The sequence below is a fragment of the Pelobium manganitolerans genome, from assembly GCF_003609575.1.
GTDB lineage: Bacteria > Bacteroidota > Bacteroidia > Sphingobacteriales > Sphingobacteriaceae > Pseudopedobacter > Pseudopedobacter manganitolerans.
This window is the reverse complement of sequence record NZ_MBTA01000001.1, coordinates 63,432-77,380: the sequence shown is the minus strand read 5'-3', so window position 1 is coordinate 77,380 and position 13,949 is coordinate 63,432. Positions and strand designations below refer to the sequence as shown.

Here is a 13,949-nt window from a genome sequence, read left to right as displayed (position 1 = left end):
CTAAACGTACTAATACGCATGGACGCCATATACAGACGACTATCGCATTTTCCGCTAATTAAGTACAATTATAGCTTAAAATTTCTTTTTGTAGCTTTTGTGGGGATACACATTCCGTTAATCGGGATTATCTTTTTTGTGCTAAATAGTCCGGCCGAGCTTTTATCTAGTAAAGCTGTCATTATGCTGGTATTGGGGCTCACCCTAGCATCAACCGGGGTAACTTTATATGTTTTACGGAGGTTGCTTTCGCCATTGTTGTTGAGCGATAAAGCGCTTAAAGAATATATGAGCAGAGGCGTTTTGCCAGCCTTACCTACCCATTTTCCGGATGAAGCCGGACGTTTGATGATGCTGATCCAAGAAACTATTAATCACCTGGACCGCCTGTCAACCGAGAAACGCCAAATGGCTTCTTTAGTAACGCATAATTTACGTACGCCGTTGAACCAGATTGTAGCGCTTTGCGAGCTGGTAAAGATTGATACCGAGCATCTGAATACCTATATTGGGCAAATTGAAACCATCACCAAATCACAGCTGGACACACTTAGCCGCTTGCTAGAGCAACTGGCAGCTACGGTAAGTAGCATTGGCCATGCAGAGCTTTTGGAGTACGATGTCAATTCCTTTATACAGGATGAAGTGCTGAAGCTAAAATCGGCCTTTGCCCAAAAAAATATCAACGTTATCCAAAACCTGAGTAAAGAAAACTTGCACACCAACCGAAGCAAAAGCAATTTGTCTTTGGTGTTGCAAAATTTGCTGTCAAATGCGGTAAAGTTCTCTTACGATGGCCAAAGCGTAACCATTACTACCGCCCGTAAAGACAATCAAATACAAATTTCTGTTAAAGATGAAGGTCTTGGCTTTTCAGAAAAATATGCGAAAACGCTGTTCAATGATGCGCGCAAAAGTGGCCGAAAAGGCACTGCAAATGAACCTTCAGTTGGTTTGGGCTTGCACCTCAGCAAAAAAATAATTGAACAAACCGGTGGCAGTTTACAGGCGCACAGCGATGGCGATGGCAAAGGCGCTTGCTTTACCATCACTTTTTAAAATCATTTTAAGCTATCTAAAAAACGGTACAGTTGCTGTCTCATTTGCGTTGTGCTACCCTGATAATTATTGACCATTATTGAGAAGCTGAGATTTTGCCCCTCGCCAGCATAGCCGCAATAAGCTAAAACATCGGCAATGGTGCCGCTTTTCATTTTTTGCTGGTTGTGCAAAGGGATGCTCTTGTAAAAAACATCAAACCAAACCTGTTGCCTGGCATAAGCCAATACTTTTGCCATAGCCAAAGTGCTCGCCCTGTTGGCGGGCGATAAACCGCTACCGTCGCCTATATTCAATTCGCCTTCGCTGATGCCTTTTTTTCCCCAGTAATTGTTCAATACGCGCAGGCCCTCTATCGTAGAAGTACTTTTACCAAATTTAGAAGCCAAAGTGCGCAGCATTTGCTCGCCGTAAAGATTAATGCTTTTTTGGTTAAACCAATAAACAATTTCGCTTAGCGGTGGCGATTGTATTTTGAATAGGGCATTGCCTGCGATACTGGCGCCTTCTATTTTAGCTTGGTATCCGATGTTTCCAAAGCCGTTTTTATTCAAAAAATCGGCAACATCATAAGCCATCGCCAAAGGCGGGTTTGGTAACGACAAGCCAATGTCTTTTTTTAGATCAATAGCGTAAGTGCCCCTTAAAAAAATCTGATTGGTATAAGGCGCGGAGTAGGCGTAAACATTGTCTCCCGAACCTACCGCACCGCTACTTAGCTCGTTATGGATTTCTAAAAAAGGATAAGTAAGGCTGCTTTTATTTAATTCAACAGCAGTTTTACCCGGCCTAAAGCTGAGGTAAAAAGCATTTTCACCCCAGCAGAGTGCCGATGTTCCGGCGCCGTAATAATTCCCCATATCCTGCCAAATCCAGCCAATGGGCAAAGATTGCGTGTCCCACGCAGACGCGTCTGCAATTACTTTTCCGTTAATTTTTTGGATGCCTTTCTGTTGTAAATTAAACAAAATACGGTTCAGCACTTGCGCCTTGCTGGTTTTTTCCCAACGTTCGCTGCCCAAGGTGGGGTCGCCCGTGCCGGTGATAATTAAGTCGCCATTCAAAGTGTTTCCTTCAATTTTTCCGGTGTAAGCTACAGCGGTTTCATAAGTGAAATCTGGACCCAATAAATCTAAAGCTGTGGCTGCCGTAACCACTTTTAATGTAGATGCAGGCGCTAAACCCCGGTTTTCATCTCGCGCAAAAACTACATTTCCGCTTTTGCTATCCAGCACGCTAAACCCTACCGACGCATATTTTAGCGAAGGAGAAGCGATGAACTTTTGATAGGCGCTCGCTAATTTGCTGTTTAAGCTTTGCGCGATGCTTTTAGAAATAATTGCTATGCAGAAGATAGAAAGTAAAAATGCCTTTTTCATTAATATTTTTTGATGGCGACCCAGAAACGGAGCCGATTGAAAAATCAAAAATAAAGCAATAATGATACTAGGAGCAGGGTTTGTGCAAAAAATGCCTGCCATCGGTTTGGCTACCAATCGTTGGGTAATAAATAATCAGGCAATCCCCGCGTAATTCGCGGTACAGAAAAATACGTAATTCTACGTATTTACACCTTTTGTTTGTAACGGTACTTTTACCCTACAAATAATTAACCATGAACAAAAAATATTTACTCTCTTTTTTCTTCTTGTTGTTTGCCCTTGTAAGTATAAACACGGTTTATGCACAAAAAAGAGTCACTTTAACAGATGAGGAGCAAGTGCAAGAAGAAGTAAGTAAAGAAGTGGAAGCAGCTTTTAAAAGCGAAGACTTTCTAAAAAAGAAAAACAAAAAGTTTGCTGCCGTAAGCGGTTATATCGTAACAGATATTTCTGTTGTCAAAAACGGAAAAATAGCCACTTTTTTTAAGGTTGATTCTGACATCAAAAACAATGATTTCTTCGAGTTTTTATCAGATTACCTGCTCGCCTACAAGTTCAATTTCAAGTTGCCTAAACAGCAGAAATACAAAATCAGACAAACCATTCAAATTTAAACCACAACATAATCTAAAACCATGAACAAAAAAGTTATTGCGCTATCACTGCTATTGCTTAGTGGCGGTTATGCAGCCAACGCCCAATTTGGCAAATTAAAAGAAAAAATGGGCAGTATGTTGCCATCTAAAGGCAGCAAAACCCCCGGCAACTTTAAAACCGTATGGGAATCTGAATTCTCTAACAAAGCGAATAGGCTGGCGGTAAGCGGATCTACGGGCGACGCCTATATTTTAGGTACAGATGATAACTCGGCAACCGTATTAGACGCCGACGGTAAGCAGATTTGGGAAGGCGACTTTAAAAACCTCACCACCAACAAAACCAATAAGTGCGAATTTCAGTTTTCTATCTGGAAAGAGGGAGGCAAAGGTGGATACCTGTTTTTGTTCGACTCGCGTAAGCTTGGCACAGACCGTATTGCGGTGCTGGATATTGCTACAGGTAAAGAACTTTGGAGCAGCGAAAACTACCAAAACCTGTTACCAAAAGACCGTGGGATGTTGGGTAGCAGCTCAGAAGATATTGAAACCGTTAAATACATTGACGAGCTTGATGCCTTTTTAATTGCGCAAAAAGACGGGATGAACTTGGTAAAAGCTAAAACAGGCGAAAAAGTTTGGGAAACCAAATTAATCAAAGGCGCCGTTGCCGAGTACCAGTACGATAAGGCGAAGAACGAGATTGTAATGCTTAATTACAAACCAACTGCATTAGGTGCTTTAATTAGCGGCTTTAAAAACCAGCTTCTAAAAATTAACGCTACAAACGGCGAAATCGTGTGGGATGCGTCTTTCCGCGGTACGGTAGAGAAAGAGCTAGTAACCCGCAAACCAATCTTAGACATTTGGTTAAAAGGCGATAAAGTATTTTTATGGTTAGATGGTATCCAGGTTTTCAACTTCAACAACGGCCAAAAACTTTGGGAGGTTGCCTATGAAAACGACATGGATAAAACCAACAACAGCTTCTTAAACAATATGGCGGGCAAAGGCGGTAGCCAAAAGAAAATTTACCGCACCCTTGCCGATCCTTTGTTTACCGATGACGCGGTGTACATTGTGATTTTTGCAAACCGCTCTAGAACCAAATATGTTGAAAAACACGATTTGCAAACCGGCAAGCTGTTGTGGGCTTCAGAAAAAATCACTGGTGCCTTCTCTATGCCTAAACTTTATAAATCTGGCGACAAGATATTAGTGCAGGTAGGTGGTAAAGTTCAGGTACAAGAAATTGAGAGGCAAACAAGCGGCGGTGGACTCGGCTCTACCGGATTGAGCAGTACTAGCACTACCTATAAAATTTATTGGGATTATGTGAACCAAAAAAACAGTTTGCTTTGTTTAAACGACAAAGATGGCGCTACCGCGTGGAGGTCAGAACGTTTTGACAAGCGCATTACCGATATGGTGATCGACAAAGGTAAAACGGTATTTATTGGCGATGGAGACGAGTTTTATTCTTACGATATCGCATCGGGCAAACAGCTGTTTAATGTTAAACACGGCAATGCCAAAGTTGGAAAAGCTTTTGACGTAATTGATTATGGCGACAATTGCGTGGTGGTATCAGAAAAAGGTTTGGCCAGCTATAAAAAAGCCGATGGCAGCCGTGTTTATGCAACAGATAAATTGGCCGGTATCGACTATTGGTACGACATTAACGGAAACTTCTTTTTAAGAAACCAGAAAAACAGCAAAAACATTATTCACGGTATTAACATGGAAACCGGCGAAACCAAAGGAACGGTAGAAAGCAAAGGCAAAGGCGGAAGTCCGGTTTATGGCGACGGTATCGACATCTCTGAAGACGGCGAATACATTTACGCCTTCAAAAACAAAAAAGTAGAGAAGATTAAAGTAAATAATTAAAGACCTATTGCTTTTATAGCAATTGTTTGTGGTACGGTTGCAACTTAGGTTGCAGCCGTTTTTTGTTCAAAATAGCTTTCAATCCAATTTTAACATGAAAAAAGTTTTACTCTTATTATGCTTAATCCCTGTCTTAAGCCAAGCACAGCAAGTGCAATGGGTAGCAAAAGTGATCAAAAGCTCGTCAGATTTGGGCGGTAAACAATACAGCTCGCGCAGAGTGGTTGGGCGCCCGGATGCCTTTCCGCAAGGTGGCGATAGCCCCAACGCTTGGGCACCTAAAAACGCAAATGACGGACATGATTTTATTGAAGTGGAGTTTGCCCAGGCACAGTCTGTAAAGCAGATTGCCATCTTTGAAAACCTCAATTCGGGTTGTTTAGTAAAGGTGATGGCCGGCACCGGAGACGGCAAGTACAAAGAAGTTTTCCGCAATAAAATAAACCTCACCAACTGGAAAGCGAAATCTCAGGAATTTACCCGGGGCTATTATTTTAACCGCAAACGTCGTAAGGTGGTTGAGGCGCCACAGGTAAACGTAAACCCTGGCATAGAATACGCCGTTTTAGACGAACCTTTACAAAACATCAAAGCTTTGCGCGTGGTATTCAATTTTACCAAAACAGCCGGCGACAAACAAATTGATGCCATTGGTATTTCCGATTCGGAACAACCAATTTTACCTCAAATAAACACCAGCAAAAGCCTAGAGAATCTTGCACAGCCAGAAGTGTTATACACTTCCAAAACTTCCATCAATGCCGATTTTGTTACACCTAGTAAGTTATATGTTAACATTGCTGATGAAGAAGATCGCACCAAAATTTACAGCTTTGATTTAGCCAACGGCGTGCTCAGCAATTTAACAGCTTTGCCCGCAAGCATCAACAAAAACCCAAACTACAACTATTTAGCTACCATAATTGGTGGTAAATATGTGGTAGGCGGTGCGCCGTTTAAAAAAGCCACTAGCGAAACAGGTTATCAGATATTTTCTGAGAACAACGGCGAATTTAATCTTGAAAAACCTGTGCAGGTAATTGCATACAGCAGTTTGGACGATGCATCTAACCTTAGCGCCAACGCAGACGGAAGCATTATCGTAATGGCTGTAGAATCCGACATCAGCCAAGGCGGCATGGATTTGTACTTTGCAAAGGTAAAGGAAGACGGGAGCTACTCCCTGTTACAGAACTTGGGAAAAGCGGTTAACTCGGCCAACGATGAATATTCTCCTTTTTTGAGCAAAGACGGCAAAGCCCTGTTTTTTGCCAGCAATGGTTTTAGCAGCCACGGTTACGATGATTTGTACTTTACACAAAGGCTAGACGATACTTGGAAAAACTGGAGCGAACCCATCAACCTTGGGCCAAAGATCAACTCTGCAGCTTCCGAAACTTCTATGGTGTACGATGACGAAAACGAGTATTTATATTTTACCACTTATAAAGATGATGCCTACCAGCTTTGCCGGGTAAAACTGCCCAAATCGTTATTGCAAGTAAACTAGGCAATCATATTAAAGCATAAAAGCTTTGTTCTTCTGCCATAATCCCTTATTTTTGAAGCCAAACACAAAAGCAATGGAAGAAAACTTTGATTATCAAAAATACAACTGGTTATATTACGTAATCGGTTTGGTTTGCGGTATTTTAACCGGATGGGCAGTTGAAGGTCATGTGCTAATTGGCGCAGTATTGGGCGTGTTAACCGGCGGGCTGTTTCAGTACCTGATTAACAAAAGCCGTGAAGCCCAAGTTTAAGCAAGAGCTTCCTCCGTTTATTAAAACTTGGAACCAGTTTTACGCAATGGTATTGTGTTGGCTGGTTTTTTTAGTTTTAGTGTTTAACCTTATCACCTGGTATTTCTCATGAGCTGGGCTGATTGGGCGGTGCTATCTGCCACCATTTTGTTAATTGTGGTTTATGGCATTTACAAAAGCCGGGGCGCCAAAAACATTGACGGTTATCTTTTGGGCGACCGCTCTTTGCCTTGGTACCACGTAGGCCTTTCTGTAATGGCTACGCAAGCCAGCGCTATCACTTTCCTTTCTGCGCCCGGTTTGGCTTACGCCGATGGGATGCGTTTTGTGCAGTTTTATTTTGGCTTGCCGCTGGCGATGATCATTTTGTGCATCACCTTTATCCCCATTTACCACAAATTAAAGGTTTATACCGCTTATGAGTTTTTAGAGCAAAGGTTCGATTTAAAAACACGCGCTTTTACGGCCTTCCTGTTTTTGATACAGCGAGGTTTATCTACCGGCATTACCATTTATGCACCGTCTATCATTTTATCAACCATCTTAAACATCGATACCACTTATACCACACTTTTTATTGGTAGTGTGGTGGTTATTTATACTGTTTACGGAGGTACAAAAGCCGTCTCTTACACGCAGATGTTGCAAATGAGCATCATTTTTTGTGGGATGTTTTTAGCCGGGTTTATGGTGGTGAAACTGATGCCCGCGGATGTTGGTTTTGTAAAGGCCTTAAAAATTGCCGGTAAAATGGACCGCATGAACGTGATTGACTGGACCTTTGACCTTAACAACCGTTACACCGTTTGGACGGGCATTTTGGGGGGCTTATTTCTGCAACTCTCGTACTTTGGCACAGACCAATCGCAAGTGGGCCGTTACCTTACCGGCAGTACCGTGGCGCAAAGCCGCATGGGCTTATTGATGAACGCCATGCTTAAAATTCCGATGCAGTTTTTGATTCTGCTGATCGGGATTTTAGTGTTTGCCTTTTACCAATTTCAAAAACCGCCAATTTTCTTCAACAATTACGAGCTAAACCGGGTTGAAAACTCCAGCTATAACGCTGACTTTCAGAAACACCAAAAAGCTTTTGACCAAGCTTTCGCCGATAAAAAAGAAAAAGTTTTAGCCTTGGAAGAAGCTTTAGCTAAAGGGCGAAATATTCCGCAGGCTACCGAAGCGGTAAAATCTGCCAATGCTGCATTAAGCGATGCCAGAAACAGTGCCTTAACCGTGATGAAGCAGAATAATCCGCACGCAGATTTAGACGATACCAACTACGTTTTCCTCACTTTTGTAACGCAGCATTTGCCAAAAGGCTTGGTGGGCTTGCTTATCGCTATTGTTTGTTTGGCCTCTATGGGCTCTACCGCCAGCGCGTTAAATTCATTGGCTTCTACCACCTCGGTAGATATTTACAAAAGACTTATCCACAAAAGCGCTACAGATTTGCGTTATTTAAACATCAGCAAACTGAGCACCTTTTTTTGGGGAATTATCAGCATTGCAATGGCACTTTATGCCAGCAAACTGGGCAATTTGTTAGAGGCCGTTAACATTCTAGGCTCCTTGTTTTACGGCACTATTCTGGGTATTTTCTTGGTGGCCTTCTATTTTAAACGGGTAGGAGGCAAAGCCGTTTTTTATGGCGCTATTTTAAGTGAGGTTTTTGTTTTTATAGCCTTCAAATACGATTGGATGGCTTACCTGTGGCTCAACTTGTTTGGTTGTGTTTTGGTCATTGTGTTTGGAATGTTGCTGCAAATGTTGCAAAAGCCTCAATTACCAAAACCGGTGAATTAAATGCCACCTCGGCAATAGCCCTTAAATTTATTGATGGTCTACCGTATAGTTTGCCAATGGCAACTGCAGCTCGCGGATGCCTTGCAATACTAATTCGGCCATTTTACGTGCACCCAGCTCATTAAAATGCGTGTTGTCTTCTTTGCCTTTAGGATAATTTGGGTTTTGGCCCGGCTTTAGGTGGTTGTACAACAAAGCCGATTTGTCTTCGCCCATTTCTGCAAGCAAGGCCATACTTTTTGCAGTTAAATCTATCATGGGAACATCCAATTTCTTAGCTAAATCCCTAACCAACTGTGCATATTCTTTGTGCGTATCGGTAGGTTTGCCATCTACAAAAGCGCGACGGGCTACAGGTGTAATTAAAACGGGCATAGCGCCCTTCTCGCGGGTTTCTTTAACGTACTTTGTCAAATTAGTTACGTATTGCTCTGGCGTAGTATAAGTCTTTTTCGTCGGCACTTCATCATTATGGCCAAATTGTATCAGCACATAATCTCCGGCTTTTAATGAATCTACAATAGGTTGCCAGCGGTTTTCTTTTAAAAAGCTACCGGTGCTTCGGCCGTTCATGGCGCGGTCGTCAACTTTAACATCGCTTTTAAAAAACCAGGCAAAAGGCATTCCCCAGCCGGTTTCTGGATAGGTGTTTACTGCTTTTATAGAAAGCGTTGAATCGCCGATAAGGTAAACCGTAATTTTGGGTTTATTGGTAAAACTTAAAGCTAGAAAAGCTAAAACAACAAGTGGGATAAAAAACTTTTTCATGGTTGGTATCATAGAATTAAGGCACTAAGCTGTTGATGTAAACTTCAATATTAGTATAATTTTGATCTAAAGAAAACAGGTGCGAGTCGTTTTTGGTTGGATCAAGTTTCATTTTGCGCTCCCAATCATCTGGCATCCCATCTTTATCATTATCTAAAGGTGCAGGTAACGATTTTAAAACAGGCCAGGCTTTTTTAGAAATTTCGTAAGACGTGCCGTGCGGATAACCGCCTTGCACATCAATAATTTTACCTGTACGCTCTTTCACTTGTTTTATAATGCGCTGGTCCAAGGTGTCGCGTTTAGGTAAAACGGCGCCAGCATTTTTTAAAACGTTTTCATAAGCTTTTAAAGCACTTTCTTGCGGAATGGCGATGGCACCAAAAGGTTGTGATTGTAAAACGCTGGCTTTATCATCATCGGTAAAACCTTTATCTAAATGTACACCCAAAACATTGTTTGCAGAAACTTCTGGAAAATCGGCTACTTCGTTTTGCGCCACATAAAATTTGCCCATTCCGGTTCCTTTTAGGTACGACGGATTTACAATCCGAGTTTTTACTGATTTATTGGTGGCCGGCCCAGAGCGGTAATAATTAGCCACCATGTTATAGGTGCCTCCCTCGCCGCCGTAGCTGCTATTGTGCCCCCAATTGTAAATTACGTTATTGCGAAAGTCCACAAAATCTGTTGAAGCGCCCAAGCGTGCGCCGTTAAAACGCGGGTTTCTGCTGTTGCTATGCGCAAATAAATTATGGTGTGCTGTTAAATGCTTTCCGCCCCAAATGCCACCATAGCCGTGGTTTTCAAAATCTTTGTCGCCGGCTTCAAAGTGGTAACTGTAATTCAAAGGCTCGCTCATGATGTTCCATTGTAAAGTGGTACTGTCGCCTTTGTAAATGCTACAAACCTCGTCGGTGCTCCAGCTCATGCTACAATGGTCTATCATAATGTTTTTACGCCCGCTGCCGCCAAAAGCATCATCTGCACCGCCGCCATCTATTTGTCCTTTGTTTTGGTACCGGTCGCCCATCCTAAATCTTAGATAGCGGATAATAATATTATCGCCCGCAAGGGAAACCGGATAATCTGCCAAACAAATTCCGTCGCCCGGCGCAGTTTGCCCCGCAATGGTAATGTTTCCTTTTATGTTTAGCTTGGATTGTAAATGGATAGTGCCCGAAACTGCAAAAACCACTATCCGCGGATCGTTACTTACCACAGCTTTTCGTAAGCTTCCTTCGCCGTCATCATTTAAGTTGCTTACGATATAAACTTTGCCGCCGCGCCCGCCGGTGGTGTACTTTCCAAAACCTTCTGCGCTGGGGAAGGCTATGGGTTTAGTGTCGACAGGAATAACGTTTTTCTTTTGCGAGGCACAAGATAAAAATGCCGAGGCCAACAAAATGCAGGCAAAAGTTTTTTGAAGCTTCATGATGGTGTATCTGTTTTATAAAACAAAAAACTTCCGAAGTTTTTGAGCTTCGGAAGTTGCGGGAATTCTATTTGTATTGATTTTCGGTAATAGATTTTACCAAACTGTTGAGGTAAACCTCGATGTTATCGTAGCCTGAACTTAAATCTTTGCCGTTGGCATTTGCCTTTTTAGGGTCAAGCTTATTGGCGATTTCCCAGTCATCCGGCATACCGTCGCCATCGGTATCTAAAGGAGCGGCAGTTTGGGCAAGCGTAGGCCAGCCGCCAACGTCTTTCTGGGTATCTATAATCCCTTTCAAATTACTTATTGATCCTGTATAGGTTGCTGTTCCATCTTTTACCTCATTTGCGATGCGTGTATCTATAGCGTCACGCTTAAAACTTGCACCTCCATATAGCACTACGGCATTAAAAGCCTGTTCTGCTGTATGCACAGGAATATCTGTCGCTGCGAATGGTACATTTTTTCTGACCATAGTCTCGCTAAGGCCCGAGTCATAATCGACCCCGCCAGCCCAGTTGTTTGCGGTTATTCCAGCATCACCAAAAACGTAGTTGCCGCTGATATAAAAAGTGCCATAACCGACGCCATAGGCGCTTGGATTTGGTGCCCCAGTCACATTATCTTTAGTAACCTGGATAATTCTTTTTGCTTTGCTACTAGGTGTAGATGGCCCCGGCTTGTAATAATTGTTAACCATGTTGTACTCGCCGTTTTCTGCTCCGTAAGCGCTGTTGCCTGTCCAGTTATAAATTACGTTGTTGCGATAATCAATTTTATCTGGCCCGTATTTGCCAATACCTGTTCCGCTACCTTTGCTATAACGCAAGCCACCGTCAAAACGCGGGTTTCGGCTAGTGTGATGCGCCAGTAGGTTATGGTGGAATGTAGCAGGACTACCGCCCCAAATACCGCCGTATCCGTGGGCGCCTTTTACGTGGCCAGAGTTTGTCATGCTTTCGGTAATAAAGCACCACTGCATGGTAAAGTTTTTATTATGATAAAAGGAGGCGGTTTCGTCAATAGACCAACTCATAGAGCAGTGATCCAAAACGATATTTTCTAATTCTCGTCCCCAAATTGCGTCACTTTCAATCGTTTTCACGTTAGTATCGCCCAAGCGGAAACGCAAAAACCGGATAATCACATTATTTGCAGCTATTTTGGTTTCATAGTCTTGTAAACAAATGCCGTCGCCAGGCGCGGTTTGCCCTGCAATAGTAATATTGCCGTTCTTAATTTCAAGTGCTTTCTTCAGTTTAATATTCCCCGAAACCTCAAAAACCACAATTCTAGCTCCCGATGCTTCTACTGCAGCGCGCAGGCTTCCTTCACCGGCGTCGTTAAGGTTAGTTACTTTAATTACTTTGCCACCACGGCCACCGGTGGTGTTTTTACCTGCACCTTCGGCTCCGGCAAAAGCATAAGCGGTTTCAATGATTTGTACGGGCTTGGTGGGTTCTTCTTTGGGCGGGGTTGGCGTGGGGTTCTCTGCGGAATCGTGTTTGGTTTTTTTGCAGGAAATGCCCGCGATAGCCAAACCCACGCAAAGTGATACAATTATTCTTCTCTTCATCTTTATCTAATTAATAAATGTAGTGATTGAAATAAAAAATCCTTGATAAGTGTGATGCACCATCAAGGATTTTAATTAGCATTTATTTATTGATTATCTCCATCTGGCTGCACCGATACCATTGTTGATTAAAGTTAAATTGCTAATTGTAAACACACCTGTTGTAGGGCTCAAAAAACCTGGATCCAAGGCGGTTTTGCTGGTGCTCGCGTCATTTTTCGCATCTTTAACGTCACTAGCTGTAAAATTAGGCGCGTTGAAATAGTTGTTATTTTCAAAAGCATTAATTTCTGTAGAAGACTGATTGGTGTAATAAGCATCCGTATTTGCCAAAATATTTTTGGTGAATGTTATTGGCGCAGACTTTCCTAACCTTATATAAAGAATCCGTTTGGAGTTAGAGTTGGATACATTAAATAAAGTATTTGCGGTGATAGTTATATTGCTTGTTGCGGCTGGAAAGTTTGTTGCACCTCCTGAATCCATCCGGAAAAAGTCCCTTGCAGTATTCGCAGAGTTGTATACTGTGTTATTTTCAAAAAGAAAAGTTTTTGAAAGACCCGCTCTGTAGTCAATGAAATCGCCGCCGTCACAAACGATATCATGTATAATATTTCCTTTAAATGTGGTGGATTCGATAAGTGCCTTCTTATTTACATAATAAAGACCTTTTACGTAGTTTTTAACCTCACAATCTTGCATTATAAAAGGAGCATAAACGTTAACTAAATCGTCCTCATCATAAACAACAGTTTGGTTGTTTGATGTATTGCCCGTTCCATCCAGGATTAAATCCTGTAGCTTTAAGCCCACGGTTGATTTTAGCCTGAAAACCATACCATTGATAATTGGTTTATCGGAAGGTTTGTAACCTTTAATAGAGATAGATTTTGTGATAGCTACATCTGCGTTTATGTTATACGTTCCGGGCAATAGCGCAAATGTTTCACCTCCGCTTGCTCCTGCAATTAAGCTCACTAAATTGTCTGAAGGAGATACTTGGATTGCTGTGGAAAGATCTAATAAGGTGGTGAATGTGGTTGTTCCTCGGATATTATCCCCTTCCATAAGTTTAGCGGTATAAAACGTTTCTCCGCTAAGCCCAGTCACCGTTGCTTCACCGGCAGCAATTTCATCTGCGGTGACCAAGTGTTCGATATCACCAGGCGCTAACACAATTTTCGTTGCGTTTTCTCCGGGTGTCCAGTTAAGTACCGCAGATTTTGTCTCAATTTTTGATTGATTTACCGGGAGAAATATTTGTTCGGGATCTGTTGAAAACGTTGCACTAACGTATTTAGAATCCTCAATACCTTCTCCGATAGCTTTTACACGTACAGAGTACGAAGTGGCACCGGCAAAACCTCTTACGGTTAGAGGGAGGTCGCCAAACTTTACACCTTCAACTACTTTAAAAGGAGAGCCGGAAAAGTCCATATCTCCATTTGCAAAAAACTCAACCGTGTAGGTTTCTGCGTTTCTTACTTTATCCCAAGTTAACCTGACACTGGTCTTATTAATGATAGCCGTCTTTAAGTCCGTCGGAGAAAAAGCCCTATCAACATTCAGTGTTTTGATCTCTGCGAGTTCATCTTTACAAGATGAAAATCCTATTGCGGTAAGCATAAAGACGCTCGCTATAAAAATATTCTTAGTTGTCATGGCTCTATT

General features: G+C 42.3%; 11 protein-coding genes. 6 read left to right on the top strand and 5 right to left on the bottom strand.

What is annotated here, in order from left to right:
- The first annotated feature begins 18 nt into the window (after nucleotides 1–18).
- Nucleotides 19–1,059 carry a sensor histidine kinase gene (locus BCY91_RS00345; protein ID WP_120180026.1) on the top strand — a complete coding sequence of 347 codons (1,041 nt, stop codon included), beginning with the start codon at nucleotides 19–21 and terminating at the stop codon, nucleotides 1,057–1,059.
- 2 nt (nucleotides 1,060–1,061) lie between these two features.
- On the opposite strand, the gene dacB is transcribed toward BCY91_RS00345, so the two are convergent.
- A complete protein-coding gene (gene dacB, locus BCY91_RS00340; protein ID WP_120180370.1) occupies nucleotides 1,062–2,438 on the bottom strand; it encodes a D-alanyl-D-alanine carboxypeptidase/D-alanyl-D-alanine endopeptidase in 1,377 nt (458 codons plus the stop codon).
- Nucleotides 2,439–2,674: 236 nt separating this feature from the next.
- On the opposite strand from dacB, the gene BCY91_RS00335 reads away from it, so the two are divergent.
- The 5 genes from BCY91_RS00335 (at nucleotide 2,675) to BCY91_RS00315 (ending at nucleotide 8,496) form a co-directional block, all read left to right on the top strand.
- Nucleotides 2,675–3,055: a hypothetical protein gene (locus BCY91_RS00335; protein ID WP_120180025.1), complete on the top strand. Its 381-nt coding sequence runs from the start codon at nucleotides 2,675–2,677 to the stop codon at nucleotides 3,053–3,055.
- A 21-nt stretch (nucleotides 3,056–3,076) separates the two neighbouring features.
- Nucleotides 3,077–4,927, top strand: coding sequence for an outer membrane protein assembly factor BamB family protein (locus BCY91_RS00330; protein ID WP_120180024.1), 1,851 nt, complete (start codon nucleotides 3,077–3,079; stop codon nucleotides 4,925–4,927).
- Between the two features lie 94 nt (nucleotides 4,928–5,021).
- The gene (locus BCY91_RS00325) at nucleotides 5,022–6,437 is read left to right on the top strand and encodes a PD40 domain-containing protein (RefSeq protein ID WP_120180023.1); all 1,416 of its coding nucleotides are present in this window, start codon (nucleotides 5,022–5,024) and stop codon (nucleotides 6,435–6,437) included.
- A gap of 73 nt (nucleotides 6,438–6,510) precedes the next feature.
- Nucleotides 6,511–6,690, top strand: coding sequence for a hypothetical protein (locus BCY91_RS00320; protein WP_120180022.1), 180 nt, complete (start codon nucleotides 6,511–6,513; stop codon nucleotides 6,688–6,690).
- Between the two features lie 108 nt (nucleotides 6,691–6,798).
- The gene (locus BCY91_RS00315; protein ID WP_120180021.1) at nucleotides 6,799–8,496 is read left to right on the top strand and encodes a sodium:solute symporter; all 1,698 of its coding nucleotides are present in this window, start codon (nucleotides 6,799–6,801) and stop codon (nucleotides 8,494–8,496) included.
- 27 nt (nucleotides 8,497–8,523) lie between these two features.
- On the opposite strand, the gene BCY91_RS00310 is transcribed toward BCY91_RS00315, so the two are convergent.
- From BCY91_RS00310 to BCY91_RS00295, 4 genes are all read right to left on the bottom strand, one after another.
- Entirely contained in the window at nucleotides 8,524–9,264 is a 741-nt protein-coding gene (locus BCY91_RS00310) for a rhamnogalacturonan acetylesterase (RefSeq protein ID WP_120180020.1), read from the bottom strand.
- 16 nt (nucleotides 9,265–9,280) lie between these two features.
- Nucleotides 9,281–10,699, bottom strand: coding sequence for a pectate lyase family protein (locus BCY91_RS00305; RefSeq protein WP_220699410.1), 1,419 nt, complete (start codon nucleotides 10,697–10,699; stop codon nucleotides 9,281–9,283).
- Between the two features lie 67 nt (nucleotides 10,700–10,766).
- On the bottom strand, nucleotides 10,767–12,278 hold the full coding sequence (locus BCY91_RS00300; protein ID WP_220699409.1) for a pectate lyase: 1,512 nt from the start codon (nucleotides 12,276–12,278) through the stop codon (nucleotides 10,767–10,769).
- 93 nt (nucleotides 12,279–12,371) lie between these two features.
- Complete coding sequence (locus BCY91_RS00295) at nucleotides 12,372–13,940, bottom strand: DUF4957 domain-containing protein (RefSeq protein ID WP_120180019.1); 1,569 nt, start codon at nucleotides 13,938–13,940, stop codon at nucleotides 12,372–12,374.
- Nucleotides 13,941–13,949 lie beyond the last annotated feature (9 nt).

Bases quoted from the DNA above. Each gene is read 5' to 3' on its own strand.
- BCY91_RS00305 (WP_220699410.1), bottom strand. From the start codon at position 10,699: ATGAAGCTTCAAAAAACTTTTGCCTGCATTTTGTTGGCCTCGGCATTT.
- BCY91_RS00345 (WP_120180026.1), top strand. From the start codon at position 19: ATGGACGCCATATACAGACGACTATCGCATTTTCCGCTAATTAAGTAC.
- BCY91_RS00320 (WP_120180022.1), top strand. From the start codon at position 6,511: ATGGAAGAAAACTTTGATTATCAAAAATACAACTGGTTATATTACGTA.
- BCY91_RS00330 (WP_120180024.1), top strand. From the start codon at position 3,077: ATGAACAAAAAAGTTATTGCGCTATCACTGCTATTGCTTAGTGGCGGT.
- BCY91_RS00315 (WP_120180021.1), top strand. From the start codon at position 6,799: ATGAGCTGGGCTGATTGGGCGGTGCTATCTGCCACCATTTTGTTAATT.
- BCY91_RS00300 (WP_220699409.1), bottom strand. From the start codon at position 12,278: ATGAAGAGAAGAATAATTGTATCACTTTGCGTGGGTTTGGCTATCGCG.
- BCY91_RS00310 (WP_120180020.1), bottom strand. From the start codon at position 9,264: ATGAAAAAGTTTTTTATCCCACTTGTTGTTTTAGCTTTTCTAGCTTTA.
- BCY91_RS00335 (WP_120180025.1), top strand. From the start codon at position 2,675: ATGAACAAAAAATATTTACTCTCTTTTTTCTTCTTGTTGTTTGCCCTT.
- BCY91_RS00295 (WP_120180019.1), bottom strand. From the start codon at position 13,940: ATGACAACTAAGAATATTTTTATAGCGAGCGTCTTTATGCTTACCGCA.
- BCY91_RS00325 (WP_120180023.1), top strand. From the start codon at position 5,022: ATGAAAAAAGTTTTACTCTTATTATGCTTAATCCCTGTCTTAAGCCAA.
- dacB (WP_120180370.1), bottom strand. From the start codon at position 2,438: ATGAAAAAGGCATTTTTACTTTCTATCTTCTGCATAGCAATTATTTCT.